The 20,774-nt window shown below is 32.1% G+C and carries 22 protein-coding genes; 5 read left to right on the forward strand and 17 right to left on the reverse strand.

The features are described 5' to 3' along the window. Nucleotides 1-47 precede the first annotated feature (47 nt). Nucleotides 48-1,037 carry an AraC family transcriptional regulator gene (locus QL232_RS21765; RefSeq protein ID WP_281615760.1) on the reverse strand — a complete coding sequence of 330 codons (990 nt, stop codon included), beginning with the start codon at nucleotides 1,035-1,037 and terminating at the stop codon, nucleotides 48-50. Between the two features lie 207 nt (nucleotides 1,038-1,244). On the opposite strand from QL232_RS21765, the gene QL232_RS21770 reads away from it, so the two are divergent. Next, entirely contained in the window at nucleotides 1,245-2,681 is a 1,437-nt protein-coding gene (locus QL232_RS21770) for a DUF1214 domain-containing protein (protein ID WP_281615761.1), read from the forward strand. 288 nt (nucleotides 2,682-2,969) lie between these two features. Here the strand turns inward: QL232_RS21770 and QL232_RS21775 are convergent, their stop codons facing one another. After that, entirely contained in the window at nucleotides 2,970-3,158 is a 189-nt protein-coding gene (locus QL232_RS21775; RefSeq protein WP_281615762.1) for a hypothetical protein, read from the reverse strand. Between the two features lie 303 nt (nucleotides 3,159-3,461). On the opposite strand from QL232_RS21775, the gene QL232_RS21780 reads away from it, so the two are divergent. The 4 genes from QL232_RS21780 (at nucleotide 3,462) to QL232_RS21795 (ending at nucleotide 6,671) form a co-directional block, all read left to right on the forward strand. Continuing rightward, nucleotides 3,462-4,280: an Eco57I restriction-modification methylase domain-containing protein gene (locus tag QL232_RS21780; protein ID WP_281615763.1), complete on the forward strand. Its 819-nt coding sequence runs from the start codon at nucleotides 3,462-3,464 to the stop codon at nucleotides 4,278-4,280. A 123-nt stretch (nucleotides 4,281-4,403) separates the two neighbouring features. Further along, the gene (locus QL232_RS21785) at nucleotides 4,404-5,867 is read left to right on the forward strand and encodes an AAA family ATPase (protein WP_281615764.1); all 1,464 of its coding nucleotides are present in this window, start codon (nucleotides 4,404-4,406) and stop codon (nucleotides 5,865-5,867) included. Between the two features lie 9 nt (nucleotides 5,868-5,876). Next, entirely contained in the window at nucleotides 5,877-6,392 is a 516-nt protein-coding gene (locus QL232_RS21790) for a hypothetical protein (RefSeq protein ID WP_281615765.1), read from the forward strand. 24 nt (nucleotides 6,393-6,416) lie between these two features. Then, a complete protein-coding gene (locus tag QL232_RS21795; RefSeq protein ID WP_281615766.1) occupies nucleotides 6,417-6,671 on the forward strand; it encodes a hypothetical protein in 255 nt (84 codons plus the stop codon). A 191-nt stretch (nucleotides 6,672-6,862) separates the two neighbouring features. On the opposite strand, the gene QL232_RS21800 is transcribed toward QL232_RS21795, so the two are convergent. From QL232_RS21800 to nth, 15 genes are all read right to left on the reverse strand, one after another. Further along, complete coding sequence (locus QL232_RS21800; protein WP_281615767.1) at nucleotides 6,863-7,072, reverse strand: hypothetical protein; 210 nt, start codon at nucleotides 7,070-7,072, stop codon at nucleotides 6,863-6,865. A 12-nt stretch (nucleotides 7,073-7,084) separates the two neighbouring features. Next, nucleotides 7,085-7,741, reverse strand: a complete 657-nt coding sequence (locus QL232_RS21805; protein WP_281615768.1) for a hypothetical protein — start codon at nucleotides 7,739-7,741, stop codon at nucleotides 7,085-7,087. An 11-nt stretch (nucleotides 7,742-7,752) separates the two neighbouring features. Next, complete coding sequence (locus QL232_RS21810) at nucleotides 7,753-8,781, reverse strand: hypothetical protein (RefSeq protein ID WP_281615769.1); 1,029 nt, start codon at nucleotides 8,779-8,781, stop codon at nucleotides 7,753-7,755. A gap of 1 nt (nucleotide 8,782) precedes the next feature. After that, nucleotides 8,783-9,940 carry a DUF6371 domain-containing protein gene (locus tag QL232_RS21815; RefSeq protein WP_281615770.1) on the reverse strand — a complete coding sequence of 386 codons (1,158 nt, stop codon included), beginning with the start codon at nucleotides 9,938-9,940 and terminating at the stop codon, nucleotides 8,783-8,785. 143 nt (nucleotides 9,941-10,083) lie between these two features. Next, nucleotides 10,084-11,475: a DUF3987 domain-containing protein gene (locus tag QL232_RS21820; protein WP_281615771.1), complete on the reverse strand. Its 1,392-nt coding sequence runs from the start codon at nucleotides 11,473-11,475 to the stop codon at nucleotides 10,084-10,086. An 83-nt stretch (nucleotides 11,476-11,558) separates the two neighbouring features. Beyond that, complete coding sequence (locus tag QL232_RS21825) at nucleotides 11,559-12,644, reverse strand: tyrosine-type recombinase/integrase (protein WP_281615772.1); 1,086 nt, start codon at nucleotides 12,642-12,644, stop codon at nucleotides 11,559-11,561. After that, nucleotides 12,644-12,949, reverse strand: coding sequence for a helix-turn-helix domain-containing protein (locus tag QL232_RS21830; RefSeq protein WP_281615773.1), 306 nt, complete (start codon nucleotides 12,947-12,949; stop codon nucleotides 12,644-12,646). The genes QL232_RS21825 and QL232_RS21830 overlap by 1 nt, the downstream gene beginning before the upstream one ends. Before the next feature lie 163 nt (nucleotides 12,950-13,112). Next, nucleotides 13,113-13,886: a hypothetical protein gene (locus QL232_RS21835; RefSeq protein ID WP_281615774.1), complete on the reverse strand. Its 774-nt coding sequence runs from the start codon at nucleotides 13,884-13,886 to the stop codon at nucleotides 13,113-13,115. Then, on the reverse strand, nucleotides 13,883-14,431 hold the full coding sequence (locus QL232_RS21840) for a helix-turn-helix domain-containing protein (protein WP_281615775.1): 549 nt from the start codon (nucleotides 14,429-14,431) through the stop codon (nucleotides 13,883-13,885). The genes QL232_RS21835 and QL232_RS21840 overlap by 4 nt, the downstream gene beginning before the upstream one ends. A 196-nt stretch (nucleotides 14,432-14,627) precedes the next feature. Then, on the reverse strand, nucleotides 14,628-16,007 hold the full coding sequence (mnmE, locus tag QL232_RS21845; RefSeq protein ID WP_281615776.1) for a tRNA uridine-5-carboxymethylaminomethyl(34) synthesis GTPase MnmE: 1,380 nt from the start codon (nucleotides 16,005-16,007) through the stop codon (nucleotides 14,628-14,630). 168 nt (nucleotides 16,008-16,175) lie between these two features. After that, nucleotides 16,176-16,913, reverse strand: a complete 738-nt coding sequence (locus tag QL232_RS21850; protein ID WP_348646761.1) for a type 1 glutamine amidotransferase domain-containing protein — start codon at nucleotides 16,911-16,913, stop codon at nucleotides 16,176-16,178. 119 nt (nucleotides 16,914-17,032) lie between these two features. Then, a complete protein-coding gene (locus tag QL232_RS21855; protein WP_281615777.1) occupies nucleotides 17,033-17,608 on the reverse strand; it encodes a Crp/Fnr family transcriptional regulator in 576 nt (191 codons plus the stop codon). Nucleotides 17,609-17,701: 93 nt separating this feature from the next. Beyond that, nucleotides 17,702-19,000, reverse strand: coding sequence for a FecR family protein (locus tag QL232_RS21860; RefSeq protein WP_281615778.1), 1,299 nt, complete (start codon nucleotides 18,998-19,000; stop codon nucleotides 17,702-17,704). A 52-nt stretch (nucleotides 19,001-19,052) separates the two neighbouring features. Further along, nucleotides 19,053-19,682 (reverse strand): RNA polymerase sigma-70 factor, encoded by a 630-nt coding sequence (locus QL232_RS21865; protein ID WP_168885201.1) that lies wholly within the window; start codon nucleotides 19,680-19,682, stop codon nucleotides 19,053-19,055. Nucleotides 19,683-19,880: 198 nt separating this feature from the next. Continuing rightward, nucleotides 19,881-20,546 (reverse strand): endonuclease III, encoded by a 666-nt coding sequence (gene nth / locus QL232_RS21870; RefSeq protein WP_168885202.1) that lies wholly within the window; start codon nucleotides 20,544-20,546, stop codon nucleotides 19,881-19,883. Nucleotides 20,547-20,774: the final 228 nt, after the last annotated feature.

Below are 20,774 nucleotides of genomic sequence, written 5' to 3' on the forward strand. Positions count from 1 at the left end.
TAAATCTCTTCAACATAAATTACATATCTATATTAATCTATTGAACCCTACTTTTTATTATATTTTTTTGAGATTTTTTTTGGGGGAACACCAAATTTCTTTTTGAATACATCAGAAAATTTAGAAATAGATGAATAACCAAGTTTTCTGGATATCTCTAGTATAGAATAATTAGAAGTAACCAATAGCTGATGTGCTATTTCTAATTTATAGTTTGAGTGGAATCTAGGTATTGTTGTACCAAAGACCGCATTGAAATCTCTTTTTAGCTTAGACTCAGAAACAGCATATTTTTGAGCTAAAATTGGTAATGTGGGGGTTTTATCAAATAATTGAGTTAGTTCTTCTTTTAAGGTAGACATTCTTTCGATGTCTTCTTTATGTAATCCTCGTATTGATTGGAGTTCATCTCTATTCAAAAGTAGATCTACGAAATAACTAATCATTTCTATACTTTGTCCAAGCACAGCACCTTTTTTTAAGATTTTAGAATCATTTTCATCAAACGAAAAAAGATGTTTTAATCTTAAGGATACTTCAAGTGGTGCCATTTCAAAAAAGACCCAATCTTTATTTATATCTAATACTTTTTTGAAATTATCTCTAAGGAAAGCAGTATTAGTTTCAATGAATTCCTCACTTATTCTTATAGAAACCCATTGGTTGTGAACCCCTTTCTTACCTTTGAAAGTTATTGGTAAGTGTGTTCCTAACATACTCATACTTTGTCCGAATTTTGCTGCAGGAATATCATCAAAAGGTGTTTTGAAAATGATATTTCCTTTATTTTCAAAACGGAAATACAACATCTTGTTGCTTTCATTACTACCATCAATAATAAAGGTGATATCCTCTTTGTAAATCACATCATGGAGAATAATCTGTAGACCAAGTAAACTATCAAAAAGTTCGAATTGGAGCTGGATCTTTGGGTGTTGAATAGTTAATACATTATTTTCTATTGTACCATTGAATTTTTTTTTAAGTAACTCAAAAATATATAAAGCATTACCCGTTTGAAGTTTAATTTCATTCATCCTATCCAATAATTTATTTGATATTCATTTCAAGATAAATCAATCCTAGAAAAATCAATATAATTTTAGAGAACTTATTATTAATATCCCCATGAATTAGCAAAAAAATAAGTATGTCTAATTCGAAAAATTTATGATCTAAATCAGAAAATCGATGACTGTCAAATGACGTTAGATAGAGTGTTATTCAAATTAAACACTAGATAAATGAGTCAAAAGAATACCATTTTAGCCGTTTTTATAGCTATGCTATTATTAAACTTTTCCCTTGAAGGTACTGCACAAAATAATTCTTTGGATTTAACAACCCAAGAAAAGATGCTTTACAGAAGAGGTGTAGAAACTGCCGTATGGGCCATGCCATTAACGAATACTTTAGCCATGAGAAATGGTTTTAAAGATCAAGGATGTGGTTTTAATAATGTGGCCTATTTCTCAGAAATTCAAGATTACAAAGCTTCGGTAACTACACCGAACAATACAACTCCATATATTTTGTCTTTTTGGACATTGGAAAATGGTCCTGTAATGATAGAAATTCCTGCAATAGAAAATAATGTAGGATTATGGGGAGCTCTAATGGATGTTTGGCAAAGACCGCTTGCAGATGTTGGAGCTAAAGGAAGAGATAAAGGTAAAGGTGCAAAATATCTGATTGTTCCTGAGGGGTATACTGGACAAACATATGATGCTGATTATGTGTTGACTCAAAAGACAAAGAATGGATACACTCTTCTAAGACCAATTATTCCTGATGATAGCGAAAAATCAATGAATCTTGCTATTAATTTCACAAAGAAAATGAAGGTATATAGTGTGGAAAAACCTAAGCCTACAAAACATGTTGATATGGCAAATAAATATATTGATGGTGTAGTGCATTTTGATATGTCTTTATTTGAAATGATTGCCGATTTTATCCAAGAAGATAAATTGGAAGAAAGAGATGCTGTAGCCTTAGGGATGCTTAGAGGAATGGGGATCGAAAAAGGAGTTGAATATACACCTTCTAAAAGAGAAAAAGAAATATTATCTGTAGCTGCAAAAGAGGCTCAAGAATATCTTCAGGATACCTATTTTGATAACTCACCAAAAGCTAATTTAGGTAATGGTTGGACAGTGCTTACACCAGCAACTTCATATCAAACGGTATTTAATTGGGTAGTAGAATCTGGTGCTATGGCATTAGATGATAGGGGAAGTTCTTATTTTGCTTTTTTCTCATCAGCAGAAGAATTTAATCTGACAAATCCTCCTACAATGTACCTTTTAACAAGTAGGGATGCTAATGGAGATAAGCTAAAAGGGGAGCATACTTATAAATTTACAGTACCTGCAAATTGCCCTGTTAATCAATTCTGGTCTGTATTAGCTTACGAATATAATGATGCAACTTTTATCGATAATGTAGATAAATATGGAGTAGCATCTACCGAAAAATTAGAATTCAATGCAGACGGTTCTTGTGATATATACTTTGGTCCGACAAAACCAAAAGATGTTCCTGAATCAAATTATGTACCCACACAAGCTGGAGAAGGTTGGTTCCCATATTTTAGATTTTATGGTCCTAAAAAGGAATTGTTTCAAGGGAAATATCAATTATCTAAAATCATAAAACTCAATCAAAATAATATGAAATAAGCTAACAGTGAATATAAAAAACAATAAAATGTCTGGTAGATTACTCTTAAATAGTAAACTATCAGACATTTTTTGAATGCTATTATTTTCCGATACAGAAAGTAACAACACCCCTAAAATCTACGTTTTTGATAGTGTTAAGGCTATTTTTAAAATTTGAGCGGACAAATAGTGTACAAAAACGATAAATATGATTTTTCGAACTTTTGAAGTACTAAAATAAATCTGATTTTAACATTATTTTAATCATCATTACACTTCTCAACTTGCTGAGCACATGAATAGGCTTTACCAGTCACCATGATAGTAGGTACGTATAATTTTCACACTTTCTATTTCAGAGTCTAATTCCATTTCATTAATGGCATCGTCAGCTTTTTCATCCGCTTTTGATCCAGTAAATTCATCCTCCTTCTCTTTTACTGTACCATCAGTGTAGGTAATTTCAAAAGTTACATATAAATATTTTCTTCCCATTATTTATAATTTGATATAAAAAACACAACTGTTATTAGCTTCTCTAAATATAGTCTAATTTTAAAACATTAAGTCAAGTATTAATGATGACACTCGTGAATTCTAACATGTTAATGATTAACTTGTGTGTTCTTGTTAAGAATTAAATTAAGGAAGGAAATAAAAGAAAAAGATTAGTGGATATTGGAGCAGACATATTAGAAAATGATATAATTAAATATTACCCTGGTGTTCTCGAGATCCTATTACGTGACCATACTTCAAAAAATAATATAACTTGGGGAACTGATGATTATAAAAAGTATGGAAAAAGATAGAAAAATTTCAGAATTGACAGATTACCCAGATTCTAATTATGTGTTCCCAGGAGTAGAAGTAAAAGGAGGTATTAGTTATTTACTATGGGATAATAACCATAATGATAAATGTAAAGTTACAACAATCAGGGGTAATGACATATCTGGTCCTCATGAGCGTTATTTAGATGATTTTGATATTTTAGTTCGCGATAGCAGAGCAGTAAAAATATTAAATAAAGTACTATCTATAAATAGTACTTCAATAACTACTATTCTATCTGTAGATAAAGAATTTGGATGGACATCAAATTTTGATGGATTCAATAAAAATGAGATAAATGGATATATACCATTATATTATATAAAAAAGGCAGACAGAAGAGTTGGGTGGATTGAACGTGAAAAAATATTTAAAAGCCCTAACTTAGTAGATACATACAAAGTTCTTATACCTAAAGCAGGGTCTGATGGAGGCAAAAAAATACCCGATATCGTTTTAGGAAAACCTATGACCGTAAAAACACCTTCTGTTTGTACTCAATCATTTTTATTTTTCTACTTAGACACTGAAGAAAAGGCGATTTCACTTGAAAAATATTTGCGAACTAAATTTTTCAGATTCTTAGTGTCTTTAAGAAAAATGACACAAGATGCAACTAAATCTTCATATCAATGGGTTCCTATTCAAGATTTTACATCAAATTCTGATATAGATTGGAATAAATCTATTGATGAAATTAACAATATTCTTTATCAGAAATATAATTTAACAAGCGAGGACATTAGTTACATAGAAAAAATGATTAAACCAATGAAGTCTTAGTTTCAACCTAAAAAGGGAAAACAATTAATAATTAGTTTGACTTTTAATGATAATTTGAACTATGTTTTTATAATAGTTTGATTAATTTTACAAAGAAATTTTAAACACAAAAAGAAAGAAAAGATGAAATTTACCATAAATAATTTTGGTGCAATAAAAAGAGAATCAAATATATGTGTAAACAGTAAATTAAATCTTTTTTGTGGACCTAACGGAACTGGTAAAACTTATATTTCTTATTTACTATATGGCTTAGGTAAATTAGACCCTAAATCATATATCAATAACTCTAGTTGTGAGCTTTTATTTAAAACAAATAATTTATCTCTCGTTCCAGAGAATGAAAGCCAAGAGGTAAAAGATAAAATAGAAAGATTATCTACCAAAGATAATTTCAATTTCATACCACAGTTCAAGAAAACAATTTCTTTTGATATCCAAATGGTATCAGATATTATTAATCAAATAATAAATAACTATAAAAAAAATAGTTTCCATTCTTTATTTGGGCTTGGTAAGCATGATGTCGAAAGATTATTTGATAAAACTGAATTAAATATTACCCTAAATAAATCATTCGTTGATAAGTTTAAGGAAAAATATAAAGGTTCAATAACAATCGATAGTAACAATAAGATACTAGTTCTTAAAAAAGAGGGTGACTCATCAATTTGCCTTTATTTGAAAAATGAAAATGAATCACATTCATTATATCAGTCTGTCGGGAGAAATATTATTGAATTTTATTGGGATACATTCGTTGATTTCAATACGTACCTCTTACCAGTTGAGAGAAACTCTATCTATACCTTCAGTAAAGAATTATCTCTTAAAAGACAAGATACAATAGATAAAATTCAAGATTTATTTGGAGATGAAGAGAGTCAAAATCCTTTTGATTTACTAAATAGAAGATTAACTCGCTATCCAATGGCCGTTAGAGATGGTTTAACCGTGTCTGAGGATTTATTCAATTTTAGTAAGGTTGAAACTGAATATGTTTCTTTTGCAGAAAAACTAGAAAAAGATATTTTAGATGGAAAAGTAGTTATTACTAAAGAAAACGAAATAATTTTCACATCTAATAAAGGAGCTAAAAAAAATGCAGTTCCAATCCAATCATCTGCGTCATTGATAAAAAGTTTATCTGGTATGGTTTTCTATTTAAAGCATTTAGCTCAAAGAGGAGACATGTTAATAATTGACGAACCAGAAATGAATCTTCATCCTGACCATCAAAGATCTATAGCAAAAATATTAGTTAGGTTAGTCAATGCAGGTTTAAAACTTACTGTAAGTACTCATAGTGATTATATCATTCGAGAAATTAATAATTTAATAATGCTATCCTCTGAAAAGGAAGAAGTAAAAAAAATAGCAGAAGAAAATGGCTATGGTGAAGACGAAAAAATAAAACCTAATGATATTAAAGTAAATTACTTCTATTTTGATACAAAAACTATGGCTAAAGTTAAACCTTTAGAGGTAACATCAGAAGGGTTTGATATTGATTCAATAGATAGAACTATAGAAGAATTGAATGACACAACTGATGAGCTTTTAACAGCATTAAATGGTTTAGATTAACTTTATTATATGGGCTTTTTAACAGAACTAGACAACGTACTTCATAATAACTTTAAGTTTCAACAAATTATTGAAAAAGGAATTACATTTTCTTTATCTACAAGTTCGAATACTTCCATATTTAAATATGATGTTAATAATCAAGGGGATATATTCCCTTTTTTTAAATTAACAGCTGGAGTAAGAAAACAAGCCGATGCAATTATCTTTCTTGAAACTAAATCGGGAAGGCCTTATATTTTAATTAGTGAAATGAAAGATGGAGACAGACCAAATGAAGCTAAAAAACAATATTTAGCAAGTAAATTATTTGCTGAATATATTATCAGTACCATAAATCGTGTTTACAAAAAAAATTATGCACCAGTAATTAGAGGTGTATGCGTTGGTACTAATCTCTCTAAAACCCCCCAAAGAAAAACGACAACCACTAAATTCAAATTCGATAATGATGGATGGTGTATAAAGCCAAAAAAATGGAATAGTTCTAAAATATTAGTAGATAAAATGTTAAGTTCTAGTTAAAGAGCGTAAACTTTAATAAAAGCAATGAAACACGAAACAGAACTCAAAAGCTACAAAGGTACATTAGAGCAACTTTCTCAAGAATTAGGCGATTTGACTTATGACTCCTTAGCGTTATTTCTTGATGCTTTAAGCAAAAAAATTAATATGGATGGGGATGCAGATTTTCAAAGAAATAGAGTTCAATTATCTAAATACCTACATCAAGCTTCTAAAGATTTGGAAAATGCTTCTAAGGAAATAGATAAAGCTTGGAAAATTTGCGAACCTTATATGTAATAGGTAGTGTATACTATGTATATTTTGTATACTAACTATCCAAAACCTTCAATTTTGAACTGTATTTACAGTTTTTAAATCAAAGTTAGTCTACATTGCACTGTATACTTCAATGTAGACTAACTATGTAAAATTAAAAAAGCAGACCTCCTTGCTGAAAATCTGCTTTAAAAATGGGAAATTACTTAGTACTATTTTATATAAATTTCTGTACTTCTTCTTTTCTCTATCAATCGGTAATAATCATCTGTGAAACCTCCTGAAAGTGATTCTTCTGACTCTTCTTCTTCTGAAGTGTCCTCTATAATTTCCGTTTGATCTGCTTCAACATCCACTATTGACTCTTCATTGTTGAATTCTTCTTCTTGATTATGATACTGCTTTAATATTAGATTAAACATTGTTTTTAGGTTTTAAATGAATGATTCGATTTCTGATACTACTTCTGGTGAGAAGTTAAATTTCACCTCCTCCAATAAGTTGTTTTCGTCAAATTTTCTTAGTCCTTGCTCAAAGTAATCCGAAAGTTTGACTACAAGGAAATATTCTTCCTTGAATGCTTTAAAGAATTTTGGTGCTTCTGAGACTTCAGTTTTCCAATCCCAAAATTCATTAAATAGATGCAACACTTCCTCATGGCACAGCTTTACTCCATCTATAGCTAAAACTTCTTCAAAGTGCCCTATTATTTCCTGTTGAAGTTGTCCTTCTTTTTCTTGAAACTCTAGGGCGCCATTTAACTCATACGTTTTAGATTGGCTCTTTTCAAGCTCTTCTTTATAAAACTGTAATTCGTTTTTCATCTTAGCCATTTGTTTTTTCATGGCTTTCGCTTCCTTGTCTTTCTTAGACTTTTTCTTCATCTTCTTTGAAGGTGTTTCAGTTGGAACAAAAACGTCATTAATCTGTTCATGTTCTGTTCCATCCATAGGAGAATTTCCTTGTAGAGAGGTTCTTCCTCTAATAATCTCTCCTACTTTTCCGTGAGACAAACCTACTTCTGCCCCAATTTTGCGATAAGACAGCCCTTCCTCATAGAGGGCTATCACTTTTTCTGTTAAGTTTTCCATTTTTAATAAAATTAGATGTGCTCCTTAAGAGCTTGTTTAACTTGAGTGGGATTGAACCCTAAACTGCATAGTTTCCTCATATCTCTGCATCCACTATGTATTGCTGACAATAGTGCTTCTTCTTTTTCTTTGATTGAAGAAATGGGGTCGGTACTAGGCAAACCGCCTTTATCGTTATGATTTCCATATTTTATGTCATGGTCATGTAGTTCTTGATGTAGTGTTGTCAAGGCTGTTTTCCAATCTGGCTTTATTTTAATAAGCGTGGAAAGTTCGTTGACAGATTGATATTGATAGTAGACGATAAACCAATATCCGAATGCAATTCCTAAGTCAATGAGAAGGAATAATATCACCAAAATAATTCTAGGCTCTTTACTTTCATTCCTTAGCTTCTTAACCTTGGTTTGATAGGTGTCTTCAAGCTTCTTTTTATCATTTTGAAGGTTTAAATCAATTTGTCTAATTCGATCTTCATACTGTAAAACCCTTAGATTTTCCTCTTTTGAAAGCATCTGCCCCCAGCGTTTCTTACTTGCCTTATCCAATTGTAGAAGCTTCATTTCATAGAAGCTTTTCCTTGTATTAGCAATACTATCCAACGAATACTTTTCAGATGCATAGTTTGCGGTTATTTCAGTCGTATCTAATTTTACTTCAACATACCATTGATCAATTCCTTTACAGGAAAAATAGATACTTCCTATACTAAATAGCAATGCTAATATTGCCAATAGACCAATGGGTTCTTTTCTGTATTTGGATTGAAACAAAGACGAAATACTCACTGACTTTGCATACTCCCAAATCAATATCACAATCCCCGAAGTGATTAATGCAACCATAGGTTGAAAGAGTAAATCAAATGTTGATTTCACAAACCAGACTCCTGAGCAAATACTCATAATTGGTAGAAAATAAACCAATACATGAACTGTTTTGTAGAGTGCTTTATAACGCATTCCATAAGGTCTTGATTCTAATAATTCAGCATAACTATCGACCAATTTTATATAGTTTGCCAATTCAATTTTTCTCATTTTAAAATATTATTTTTTTGTCATTAATAATTTCTTTGCAACCCCATTCGATTAATGAGATCATTACTTTATCCAGACATGGATATACAGAATACACACTTGTATTACAACTACTTAAAACATCCTGTATATCCATAAAAGAATACGAATATCCACTCTTAAACAGTGGTTTATAAAGCCCCACTATGTTTTTAGGATGTAGCATTAAGTCGTTGCCAAAACGTTGTTTGATACTATCGATTATTTCTTTGTTGCTTAGGATTAGATCGGCTAAATCAGAGCCATCTTTTAATGATTCTCCAATGTTTGACAGCTGTATATCCACTTGGTATTTCAATTGGATATCCTTTGCTTTTTCTTTCCATAGTTCTCTAGATTGTTCACTGAAATCAGGTATCAGAATTACCTTTCGACCTATTAAAGCTTCTGCCTTTTCGAGTGTCAAACCATTCAATCCTTCTGCTGATAACCATGTATATTGTGGCATCCAAAGATCACCTAGTAAAGCTGTTTTTGCAGACTCTACAATAGCAATTATCTTATTCAAATCTTGATTCAATAGGTGCTCTCCAAAGAAGCATTGCTTTAAATGAAAGTTTGAGTTTAGTTTACCTTCTTTCTTTAGAGTGCTGTGTAACCAATCCGTTGAATATCCACTTTTCACCCGTTTCAGTTGATGGTCATACTTCATTAGTTTAGCAGTGCGAATTCGATTCTGCTTATCGATTTGCCAGAACATCACTGCATCATCTAAAGAATGATTGATTTTGAAGTTGTAAGCATTCAAATGATACTTCAGATGTAAATACCAATAGGCACCTGTTCCAAATTTGTTTAGTATCGAATTAGCAAATTGACTTTCTCCTTTTTGCTGATAAAGTGACTGCTTCTCTAAAACACCAAACTCTTCTTTTACAGAAATCTTTTTAGGTCGAAAGATCACATCGCTTTTGGAATAAGTAGGCTTCTTATGATAACCGCATTTCTCTTGACGGTCACATCTTCCTTCGTCTTCTTGGAGATATTCATTTGTATTGAAATTACGATACTGTACAAATGATTTCTTCCCACAATTGGGGCATATCACTTTTTTTGGGGTGTGAGTTCCCTGTCGAGTATCAAGCCGGATACTCCATGTTTTTTGATTTAAAAGTGTCATTTTTTTATTGTTTATTAATTTTTGGGTGTTAGTCTACATCATAGTATACACACAATGTAGACTAACATTCCTTTGAAAAACTGTTTTTTGATATTAAAATGGGTGTTTTTTGTCCTTAGTATACAGAATATACATAGTATACACTAGCTGACGTTTTTGATATATTCACCCCTTTTATCTGTCTTCATCAGTATCCCTTTTTCAAGTAATTTTGGGAGTACTCTGTTTTTGAAGTTGGAAGTTTTAATCCCCACTTGTTCAGCGATTTTATTAAGTTCAGATGTTGTTACAAGCGTATTTTCAGGAATCAAATCTAAAAAGGATTGATGATTCCCTTGCAATGTGGGTTTACCATGAGTTTGCTCTAACACTACATTTGCTGTTTCTATGAAATAATCACAAAGCAATTTAGCTTTTTCCATACTTACTAACGATACACTTTCTACATATACGCCAAGTTCATCATCAAATAATTGATGAAGCACTTCAAGCAACAATGCAAAACGTGGCATGTAATCACCAACTTTCTTATAAGCGGAAATAATAGCATCATCTTTAGTTTCAGATGCTACTTTCAAATAATGATTGAAGCTACTAATAAAATAGGCTCTTGCTTCCTTTGATAAAGGAATATATCTCATTTCCTCACCTTCTAGGACATCATATAACCCCTCCATTTTCTTATAGAATGTTTCTAAACGATTACTGGAGAGCTCTTTCTCTGAAAGGTAGTTTACACTCTCATTTTCTGGCATGACAAATAGAATTCGATATAAGAATCCATTTTCTCCATTTCCATTCTTTGTAAGTTGAGGCAAAATACTAGGTTGAATGCCTCCAATTATTGAAAGAAATGGATCTTTCACATAGAGATTCTTACCTACACGATCCACCTCACCAACATGCCCATTAAATACACTCAAGAAAAACTCAGTATCAGCACCTTGACGATATTGATTCATACTTTTGATCCAACCTATCAACTCATCTTTGTAAAGCACCAAAGCATCTTTTGCTAATAAATGGCAAAGTGATTCTTGAGTAGCATCAGAAGTAATTAATCGCTTTCGAGTAGGTTCTTCATTTTCTGCTTTATATTCCTTTTTTTCTGCTTCACTCATTCCTGCAATTGCATCATCCCATTCAGATTTTCTTATTTCATATCGTTCTATCTCTTTCTCATTAATAGAAGTCAAAACTTTTAGTATAATATTGATTGCAGGAGATTTGCCTATACTTGAGTTTCCTATTATAGCAGTATAGATACTAGGTATAGTTACCCACCCCTCTTTTACAATAACTTTCATGTATTTTCCTACAATCACACTAAATACAACAAGTAATGTCATTGCTGTATATGGTATCTCAAATGAAAATACACCCTGTAATTCCAATAGGAGATCCTGAATGTGTTTTGGAAATACATGTATAGGAAATGGATATTTCACCTCCTTATTTTCTGTATTTACTGGATATACAGTCTCTTCTAGGCTTGAAATGTTGTTCAAGTCTACTTTTTTTGGTACTTTTACCATACATAGAGATTTGTGCAAGACACAAATTTGAAGAGTATAACAACCCCCATTGTTATACTTTTTTTATGCCTTGCGGTTTATTCTTACATAAATTGATCTAAAGATTTACTTGCTTTTTCTTTTTTGTCATTCATAAAATAGACGTAACGTTCAGTGTTTGCTATATTCTGATGACCTAACATCTCTTTAATTGTGTAAAGGTCATTTCCTGTAGCATGTAATAACGTACCAAATGTTCTTCTAAATGAATGAAATGTGATTCTTCTCTTAATTCCTGCTTTCGCCAAATAGTCATTCAAAAGTTTTTTTCTACCCATAAAGGAAGTAGGCAAATCAAAAATGTATTCTTGTTGACTGTTTATCTCCTTTTGGCATTCTAAAATTTGATTGACCATCTTATTTTTAGGAATGAAAACATCATTCTTTGTTTTATTTTGAGTCTTCATTAGGTATGATTCTTCAATATCTGTCCATTTTAAATCTCGAATATCACAACCTCTTAATCCTGAAAAAATGCTAAGAGTACAGTAATTCTTAAAGTTTTGATCATGAAAATCAGTATTGACTAATTGTGTTACTTCTTCCTCTAACAGATACGGTTGTATCTTCTTTTGATTTGGGATGTTCTTTACCCTAGAAAGTTTCATCTTAGATGATGACAAAACACCATCTTCAACCTTCTCTCTGCAAAAAATCATCATCAAATTAAAATATGCTGAAGCAGTATCTTGATTTATAGCTTCATCATCTAATAGCTTTTGACGAAAATCATTAATATGTCGATGAGAAAAGTTTTCAAAAGTCAAATTTGAAGCTAGATATTTTTCCGCCTTTTTAAACATAGACTTCCAATTATCACCTCCTTTTCTATCTTTAATATATTCTTTTAGCTTTGGTACAACCAATTGCTTTCTACGTTCATGGACAAAAAGATTCTGAGGATCATACTGAATTTCTAGTAATCGTTCTGCTCGAACCCTCTTTGTATATTCAATAACTCGTTTGTTGTGATCTTTTTGTTCCTTATTTTTCGCTACCTCAAAAACAAATTCTTTAAGGTATTCTTTTTTTCTTACACCTAAATGATAAAAATCGAGGTATAAATATATACGATTATTATTTTCCTTTTTTTTAGATCGAGAACGATATCTTCTAACGGCAATCTTCATTAAAATTCGTCGTTTAAATTATCAATATCAAACTCTTGTAAGGTATCACCTGTTGCAATCCACTCTTCTAATTCTTCTCTAAGGAAAAACTTCTTTGATCCTCTTTGCTTAAAAGGAATCTCACCTGTTCGGATTAATCTGTAAAGATGAGCCCTTGAAAAACCCAAAAAGTCCATCGTTTGTTGAAAAGTCAAGAATTTATTAAATACATAACCATTGTCGTTAAATAAATCTTTTCTTAATTGTTCTACGAATGTTTCATAGTTCATTCCATGTAGAATAATATCAGCGTTTTGTAATGCCATATTATAAATATTTCAACTCTTTAATCATTCTTGTAGTCAGTTAGTTCTTGGGTGAATAATCTCAGAGCTTGTTTTAAATTCTGATTACTTACGCAAGGTGGTACGAAAAAAACACTAGTAGAAAATAACAAGCTTCAAAGCTTATAAATTTGCTTTTCACAAATTAATTTAGTAGTAGTTCGCTCGCTTCCTCAATTTTCATGAGTAAATCCTCTAAGATAAATCTAATATTATCATACCTTAATAAAGCATCGGATGATAATATTTTTTTTATTCTACCCATCTCTAATACTATCTGCTTAGAAGAAAACTTACCAAATAAATCTAATTTCCCTCTCTGATTATTATAGACGTAACTCCAAAAACCGACATCATCTATACCTTTTAAACATACTTTTAAATCAGGAACAAAAAAGAACTGGGCAATTTTTTTATTTGATATTTCATCATTCTCTTTCCATTCTACATTAGTGGTATAGGTATCTCCTAAATCAGCATAAATAAAAATGCATATAGCATTCTCCACATTAGAAATTTGATCGGATATAATTCCTTTTTCAAAATTGATTGCATCACTATAAAATAAACTAGCCTTATCTCTAAGGATAAATAGAGCATTTTCTAAGGATTCAATTTCATTACTTTCTAATTCCTCATAATACTCTTCAGTTGATAAGATATCATTAAAATGTTGAGTCACTAAAGTTATCTGACGATAATAGGTTTGCTTATAAGACTCTCTATCCTTAGCATCATGAATATATCGATACTCTTTATCCATGTCAAAAATCCAAGGTCCAATAAAATCAAAAAGCCCTTTATAGTCGTATTGACCACTCAAAATTTGTTCTTCTTCAGGGTTCAATTCTGTCAGTTTATCTGAAAGTGCTGTAATTGTAGAAACACTATCCATAATTTTTTCAATGAGTAACTTCATAAGTCAAATATTTTTTTGATGTCAGATTTCTTTACATATACTTTTGCTCCTTTCTGGAGCTTACGAATATTATTTCTCTTTAGTAGGTCATAAAGAGCTTTAGAAGAAATTTCATAAATCTTCTCAATCTCTGAAATTGACCAATAGAAATTCATATTATTAGAAAGCGTTGTAGGGGGCGGTTGAACTTTTGATTTTTCTTTATTCAATTGCTCCAATAAATAGTTTTCAATTTCTGTTTTTGGTATCCTGATACTTCTAGGAGTAATTCTAATTGATCTTATCTTACCTTCAGAAAGTAGCTTATACATATATGTTTTCCCTATCCCTAATAGTTGCTTTGCTTCAGTGGGTGTCAATAATTCTTTTTGTTGAATATAGACTAAATCAACTGCTTTTGTATCTTCTTTAACTTTTTGTACTTTTTCATCTTTTTTCTTTTGCTTATAATGTTTCTGATTACAAGAATGAGAGCAATATCGAGTAGTTACTTTCTGAGCAATAAACTTTTTATTGCAATACTGGCACCTCTTTTCTATCTGCATTTCTGTACCATGTTATATCAATGTGTATCATCTTGTACCAATGAGTCCACTAATTGACTATTGAATTTTTAATTAATTTCCGACGGACAAATTGCAGAACAAAAAAGTAATATCCAAATACGAAAAAAGGGGATTTCTCCCCTTTTTTGTATCATTGAGTATCACTTTCAATGAAGTAAACTTGTAAAAGTCCTATTTATTTTCCGATACAGAACTTACTAAAGATATTCTCCAGTAAATCATCGGTAGTTACTTCACCAGTGATCTCACCTAAATGGTATAGTGCATTTCGGATATCCAATGCTAAGAAGTCTCCAGTCATACCCATTTCAACACCATTAATCACATCATCTAATGCTTTCATAGTTTCTCGAAGTGATTGGTAGTGACGTGCATTCGTAACCATTGTATTCCCTGATTGAACTTTGTCAAGGTTAACCAAGTGTAAGGCTCTTTCTTTCAATTCTTCCACACCAGTACCTTGATCTGCTGAGATTTTGATCAAATGATCAGAGAATTCATTGAAATCAGCAGCTAACCCATTGGCCAATTGGTCCAGTTTGTTGGCAACCAAAATATAAGGTACCCCTAACTTTTCTAATGCATCAACTTCTAGTTTTACATCCTCAATAGACGACGTTGCTGCATCAAACATATACATGATTAATGATGCTTTTTTCATCTTCTCATAAGAACGTTGTACACCAATGGCTTCGACTCTATCTTGAGTTTCTCTAAGCCCTGCAGTATCAACAAAACGGAAAGTAACACCTCCAATATTGATTTCATCCTCAATAAAATCTCTGGTTGTTCCTGCTACATCAGAAACTATGGCTTTTTCCTCATTCAGTAATGCATTTAGTAAGGTTGATTTCCCCGCATTTGGCTTACCTGCAATAACAGTAGGTACACCATTCTTCAAGACATTACCCATAGAGAAAGAATCAATCAATGCTTTAATTACTCTTTTCAATTCATTGATTAATTCTACTAGTTCATCTCTTGAAGCGAATTCCACATCTTCTTCCGAGAAGTCTAATTCCAACTCTATCATCGAAGCAAAGTGAATCAACTTTTCTCTAAGTGCTTTGATATCTCGAGAGAAACCACCTCGCATTTGCTGCATTGCGGCATCTCTTGAAGCGTGTGAATCTGCTGCGATCAAGTCGGCAACGGCCTCTGCTTGTGCTAGGTCTAATTTGCCATTCGCAAAAGCTCTTTGTGTAAATTCACCTGCTTTTGCATACCTCGCTCCTACTTTCATAAAAAGTTGTAGAAGTTGGTCTGCAATAAATTGTGAACCGTGGCAAGACACTTCTACCGTATTCTCACCTGTATATGATTTAGGACCGTAGAAAATTGTAGCTAAAACCTCATCGACAATTACGCCTTCTTCGTCGCGAATCGTTCCGAAATGAGCGGTATGTCCTGCCTGTTTTTCTAGATCTTTTCCTTTAAATACTTTGTTTACTATTTTAATCGCATCCGGACCAGAAAGTCTTATCACGTGTATTGCAGACTGACCGGGTACTGTTGCTAATGCAACAATTGTATCTAATTCTATCGTATGATGCATTCGATTGATTTTAAATTCCTTGCAAAGATACAGCTTATTTTATTAAGAAAACTTTTATTCAGACTCATTCATATATGAGCAATAAAAAAGTGATAAAACTACCATTTGGAGCTTTATCACCTTTAATTTCATCCTTTGAATACAAGGACAAACCGATATTTATAAGTTCTACTTTGTCAGTTTTGCTAATAACTTTTTAGCTACTAACTCTGATGAAGCAGGGTTTTGACCTGTAATTAATAAGCCATCTTCTACTGCATAAGCAGCCCAATTATCTCCTCTAGAGTAGATACCTCCATTTTCTTTCAACATATCTTCAACTAAGAAAGGAACAACTTCAGTTAAATTAATTGCTGCTTCTTCCTCATCTGAAAAACCTGTTACTTTTTTCCCTTTTACTAGAGGTGAACCATCTTTTGCCTTTGTTTCTTTGAATACTGCTGGAGCATGACAAACGGCAGAAACAGGCTTACCTGCGTTATAAAAAGACTCAATTAAAGCAATGGACGTTTTATCAGTTGATAAATCCCATAAGGGTCCATGACCACCAGGATAGAAAATAGCATCATAATCATCTGCTTTTACGGCAGATAATTTTAGTGTATTCGCCATCTGCTTCTGTGCTTCTTGATCCGCTTTAAAACGTTTTGTCGATGGTGTTTGTGCATTGTCTGCATCACTTCTTGGATCGAAAGGCGGTTGCCCTCCTTTTGGTGATGCTAATGTAATTTCAACTCCTTGATCTTTTAGGAAGTAATATGGAGTGGCAAATTCTTCTATCCAGAAACCTGTTTTCTCACCAGTATTTCCCATTTGGTCATGACTGGTAAGTACAAATAAAACTTTTTTTGGTTGTGCTTCTGTATTTGATTGAGAGGTCTTTTCTGAACCACAAGATTGGAACATTAATAAAGAGATAAGACCGATTAATAAATGCTTTAAATTGATCATTTGAATTTTATTTTTTAACAATGCAAAACTCAAAAAATAAATTCACTTATAAAATTGATCTATGATAAGAAAAGTTATTGCTTCGCTAGTTCTCTTCTTATTCTACTTAAGCTTTCTGTAGTGATTCCAAGGTAAGAAGCAATATGATAATTCTTAATATGCTTCTCGATTTGTTTATGCGATGTTAGGAAATCGAGATACTTCTCTTTCGCTGTTTTTGAAAGGTTATTTATTATACGCTGTTGAAAAGCTCCAAAGCTATGTTCTAGCTTATCTCTAAAAAAACTCTCGACTTTGGGAATCTTTTCAAAAACCTCTTTTTGAGTTATTCTTGATAATTCTAAAACCGTTGTATCCTGAATACATTCTATTGTAAGTATAGCTGTTGATGCATCAAAATAAGCAGTATAATCACTTATCCACCAATCATGAATTGCAAACTGCAAAGTATGTTCTCTCTCATGAGTATCAATAAAAAAAGAGCGGAGACAGCCTTCTATCACATAATATTGGGTGAGAACTTCATCTTTTTCCTTTAAGAGGATATCTCCTTTTTTAAAATGCTGAAGTGCTATTCGAGCCTTTATAAACTGCCATTCCTCTTCAGTTAAATCAACTCCGTTAAAAGCTGCTTTTATCAAATCTTCCATTCAAAATCTTAATCAGTCCGAAAAAATAAGATACAAAAAAAGACTACCCTATTAAAGAGTAGCCTTGATATATTTTGAATGATAATCAGTAATCTATTTTAATAATACTTTACCATCTTCTGTAACACCTGATGAACAACCAATTACTTCAGTTACTTGTTCAATAACTGTTTCAATTGATTTGTTATTAAATGTTCCTGTGAATTTTCTTGCCTCTAAGTTTTGGTTTTCGATAACTATATCAACACCATATGCTTTTGACAATACTTCTGTCACTTCTTTTAAAGTATTTCCTTGGAAAACTAAATTGGACTGTCTTAAAGACAATGCATCATGGCTATCGTAAGTAAGTTTGTTAACTCCTTCTGTAGACAGAATACCTTTTTCGTCTTTAACTAAAACAACATAGTCACCCGAGTTTTTATCTTCAAATCTTACTTTACCAGTCACTACCTCTACTTCATTCTCTTTCAAATGAAAAGATGTTCCCAATACAGTCGTTTTTGCTTTATCAGTGATAATACTAAACGGCTTTTGTGGATTTCGATGAACATCAAAAAACGCATCCCCCTTTAGAGTTACTTGTCTTGAATCACTAGCAAATTCTTCTGGGTAGGTAATTGAACTGTTTTTATTCAACCATACCTCAGTACCATCTGGTAATTCAACCAATGCTACAACACTTCCTGATTCAAATGTTTTCAGATCAGCCTCTCCAGTTAAAGAGAAGTACAACGTAAAACCAACCGTTAGTAATACAGCCACAGAAGCAGCCATTCTTACTTGGAAGTTCCACATCGATTTCTTGCCCTGAGATACAGCTGTATTCTTTTCTACCTTGAAAGTGGTGTTTTGAGGCTTTTCTTCCTTCTCATCAACACTCATACGAAGCAGCATTTTTGCCATAGCAGCATCCATCTCTTCACCAGAAACTTCTTTTCTTTGTTTATGACCCAAAGAAGAAGATGCTTTCCAGATGTCAAGAACATCCTGATCTACATTAGAATTATTTTCTTCTAATGAAGCAGCCATTTCAGATTCTTCAGATTCGATTTCTAAAATCTTTTGCCAGATCTGATCTACTTTTTCATCCAAAGCTTCAACATTCGTCCTCGAACGTCGGCCTTGTTCCATGGAGCCTGCTGTATTCCAGATCTCCGTCACTTCTGATAAAACACTTTTGAAAGTAGCATCCTGAGCAGCAACCTCTTTGGCTTTTACAACCGCTTGGTCATCACCGCCCAAACACTCAGCAATCAGTGTCCAATCAATGTTAATTTCCTTATCCATAAAAATTCGGATAAATTTATAATTACTCGTTAATCTTTTTTCTAGTATTTCGTGAAAGTTCTTACCTTTTCGATCCACAGTAGAAACGTAAAGCTTAGGCATAGTTACGCTTCAATCTATTGACAACTAGGTAAATGTTGTGGACAAAAAAAATCTAAAAAAATTTCCCCTCAAGAAGATTTTCTATAATTAATCCAATTATTGCCCATCCACCGAACGACATTAAACTTGGGTCTGCATGCCCTTTTAACTTTTCTCTTAGTTGTTTTAAAGCTAACCCGATTTGATAATGCACTGTTCTTACAGGGATATCCAATGCTTCTGCAATCTCCTTATAAGTTAGATCTTCAAAACGGCTCATTTTAAAAATCTCTCTCATTTTTTCCGGTAGTTCCTCGATAGCAGAAGTTAATCTTTTCTCTAATTCAGAAAAATGATAAGCATCTTCTGTTTCGTTTTTCGAAACTTCCATTCTTTCGGCTACCCCTCTTTGGTATTCCCTTTCAAAGTTTCTTCTTTTTATAAAATTGAGCGTATGGTTTCTTGCCGCTCTATATAAATATGCTTTTAAAGATAAATTAATATTTAGGTTTTCTCTCTTCGTCCAAAAGTTCACAAAGATGTCTTGCACTAATTCCTCAGCAGTTTCCCAATCGTGGACCATGCTGTTAATAAAATTAAGAATCGCTTGATAATATTCCTTTGTGATATATTCCCAAGCCAATCGATCTCCTCCTTTTACTAAGTCGATCAATTCGCCTTCTTCTATATTTTCAAAACTCATTTATACTAATATCACTTATACGAAAGTTTTATTTTGTTGCCTAATATACAAAGTTTTAGGAAGTAAGGTATATGATAAATATCCCTATCCTACTTTACAGGCTTATATTCGGCTTTTTTTTATGTAATGACGAATTATTTTTCCTATTACGTCATTTTAATTTGACGGTTTTAGAAGATTATAGACAAAATTGCTGATTTACTTCTTTGTCTTTTTCTTTTTTGCTGGAGCATTGAAAAGGGACTTTCGACCATGTTTCGAGCAAATAGGACAGGTATTAGGGTCATGTCTCTGTGCAGGACAATACTCTCTACCAAAATAAATGATTTGTAGATGCAAGTCGTTCCAATCTTTTTCTTCAAATAATCGCTTGGCATCTTTTTCTGTTTGGGTAACACTTTTTCCTGTAGAAAGTCCCCATCGGTACATTAAACGGTGAATGTGAGTATCAACCGGAAAAGAAGGAACACCAAAAGCCTGTGACATCACTACAGAAGCGGTTTTATGCCCAACTGCTGGAAGTGACTCAAGGTCTTCAAAATTATCTGGTACCTTACCATCAAACTTCTCTACAATAATCTTTGACATTCCATGAATCCCTTTCGACTTCATTGGCGATAATCCACATGGTTTAATGATTTCTTTAATTTCTTCAACCGTTAACTGCATCATATCATAAGGGTTGTCTGCTTTTGCAAATAATAAGGGTGTAATCTTGTTCACTCTTTCATCTGTACATTGAGCAGATAATGCTACAGCCACTAATAATGTAAAAGGGTCTTTATGATCTAATGGAATAGGTGGATTAGGATATAAAGTCTGTAAAGTATTTACGATATCTTGAACCTTCTCTTGCTTTGTCATTTTATGATTTTGATGTTTGATCTTGCAATTTATATGATTCCGAAAATATTACCCATTTTAAATTTTGCAACCCTTAAAATTGAAGCACAATTGTACTATTAGACGTTTTTTATACACTTAAATTAAGTATCAGCTTTTTAGGCTAAAAAAATTCCGATAATCCTCATTTTGGAGTGTTGTAAGATTATATATTAAATAAATATTAAGATATCGCTCAAAAGCAAACTT

Source organism: Flammeovirga sp. SubArs3 (genome assembly GCF_947387565.1).
GTDB lineage: Bacteria > Bacteroidota > Bacteroidia > Cytophagales > Flammeovirgaceae > Flammeovirga > Flammeovirga agarivorans.

Coding starts and splice junctions, on each gene's coding strand:
- QL232_RS21765 (WP_281615760.1), bottom strand. CDS start 1,037: ATGAATGAAATTAAACTTCAAACGGGTAATGCTTTATATATTTTTGAG.
- QL232_RS21770 (WP_281615761.1), top strand. CDS start 1,245: ATGAGTCAAAAGAATACCATTTTAGCCGTTTTTATAGCTATGCTATTA.
- QL232_RS21775 (WP_281615762.1), bottom strand. CDS start 3,158: ATGGGAAGAAAATATTTATATGTAACTTTTGAAATTACCTACACTGAT.
- QL232_RS21780 (WP_281615763.1), top strand. CDS start 3,462: ATGGAAAAAGATAGAAAAATTTCAGAATTGACAGATTACCCAGATTCT.
- QL232_RS21785 (WP_281615764.1), top strand. CDS start 4,404: ATGAAATTTACCATAAATAATTTTGGTGCAATAAAAAGAGAATCAAAT.
- QL232_RS21790 (WP_281615765.1), top strand. CDS start 5,877: ATGGGCTTTTTAACAGAACTAGACAACGTACTTCATAATAACTTTAAG.
- QL232_RS21795 (WP_281615766.1), top strand. CDS start 6,417: ATGAAACACGAAACAGAACTCAAAAGCTACAAAGGTACATTAGAGCAA.
- QL232_RS21800 (WP_281615767.1), bottom strand. CDS start 7,072: ATGTTTAATCTAATATTAAAGCAGTATCATAATCAAGAAGAAGAATTC.
- QL232_RS21805 (WP_281615768.1), bottom strand. CDS start 7,741: ATGGAAAACTTAACAGAAAAAGTGATAGCCCTCTATGAGGAAGGGCTG.
- QL232_RS21810 (WP_281615769.1), bottom strand. CDS start 8,781: ATGAGAAAAATTGAATTGGCAAACTATATAAAATTGGTCGATAGTTAT.
- QL232_RS21815 (WP_281615770.1), bottom strand. CDS start 9,940: ATGACACTTTTAAATCAAAAAACATGGAGTATCCGGCTTGATACTCGA.
- QL232_RS21820 (WP_281615771.1), bottom strand. CDS start 11,475: ATGGTAAAAGTACCAAAAAAAGTAGACTTGAACAACATTTCAAGCCTA.
- QL232_RS21825 (WP_281615772.1), bottom strand. CDS start 12,644: ATGAAGATTGCCGTTAGAAGATATCGTTCTCGATCTAAAAAAAAGGAA.
- QL232_RS21830 (WP_281615773.1), bottom strand. CDS start 12,949: ATGGCATTACAAAACGCTGATATTATTCTACATGGAATGAACTATGAA.
- QL232_RS21835 (WP_281615774.1), bottom strand. CDS start 13,886: ATGAAGTTACTCATTGAAAAAATTATGGATAGTGTTTCTACAATTACA.
- QL232_RS21840 (WP_281615775.1), bottom strand. CDS start 14,431: ATGCAGATAGAAAAGAGGTGCCAGTATTGCAATAAAAAGTTTATTGCT.
- mnmE (WP_281615776.1), bottom strand. CDS start 16,007: ATGCATCATACGATAGAATTAGATACAATTGTTGCATTAGCAACAGTA.
- QL232_RS21850 (WP_348646761.1), bottom strand. CDS start 16,913: ATGTTCCAATCTTGTGGTTCAGAAAAGACCTCTCAATCAAATACAGAA.
- QL232_RS21855 (WP_281615777.1), bottom strand. CDS start 17,608: ATGGAAGATTTGATAAAAGCAGCTTTTAACGGAGTTGATTTAACTGAA.
- QL232_RS21860 (WP_281615778.1), bottom strand. CDS start 19,000: ATGCCTAAGCTTTACGTTTCTACTGTGGATCGAAAAGGTAAGAACTTT.
- QL232_RS21865 (WP_168885201.1), bottom strand. CDS start 19,682: ATGAGTTTTGAAAATATAGAAGAAGGCGAATTGATCGACTTAGTAAAA.
- nth (WP_168885202.1), bottom strand. CDS start 20,546: ATGACAAAGCAAGAGAAGGTTCAAGATATCGTAAATACTTTACAGACT.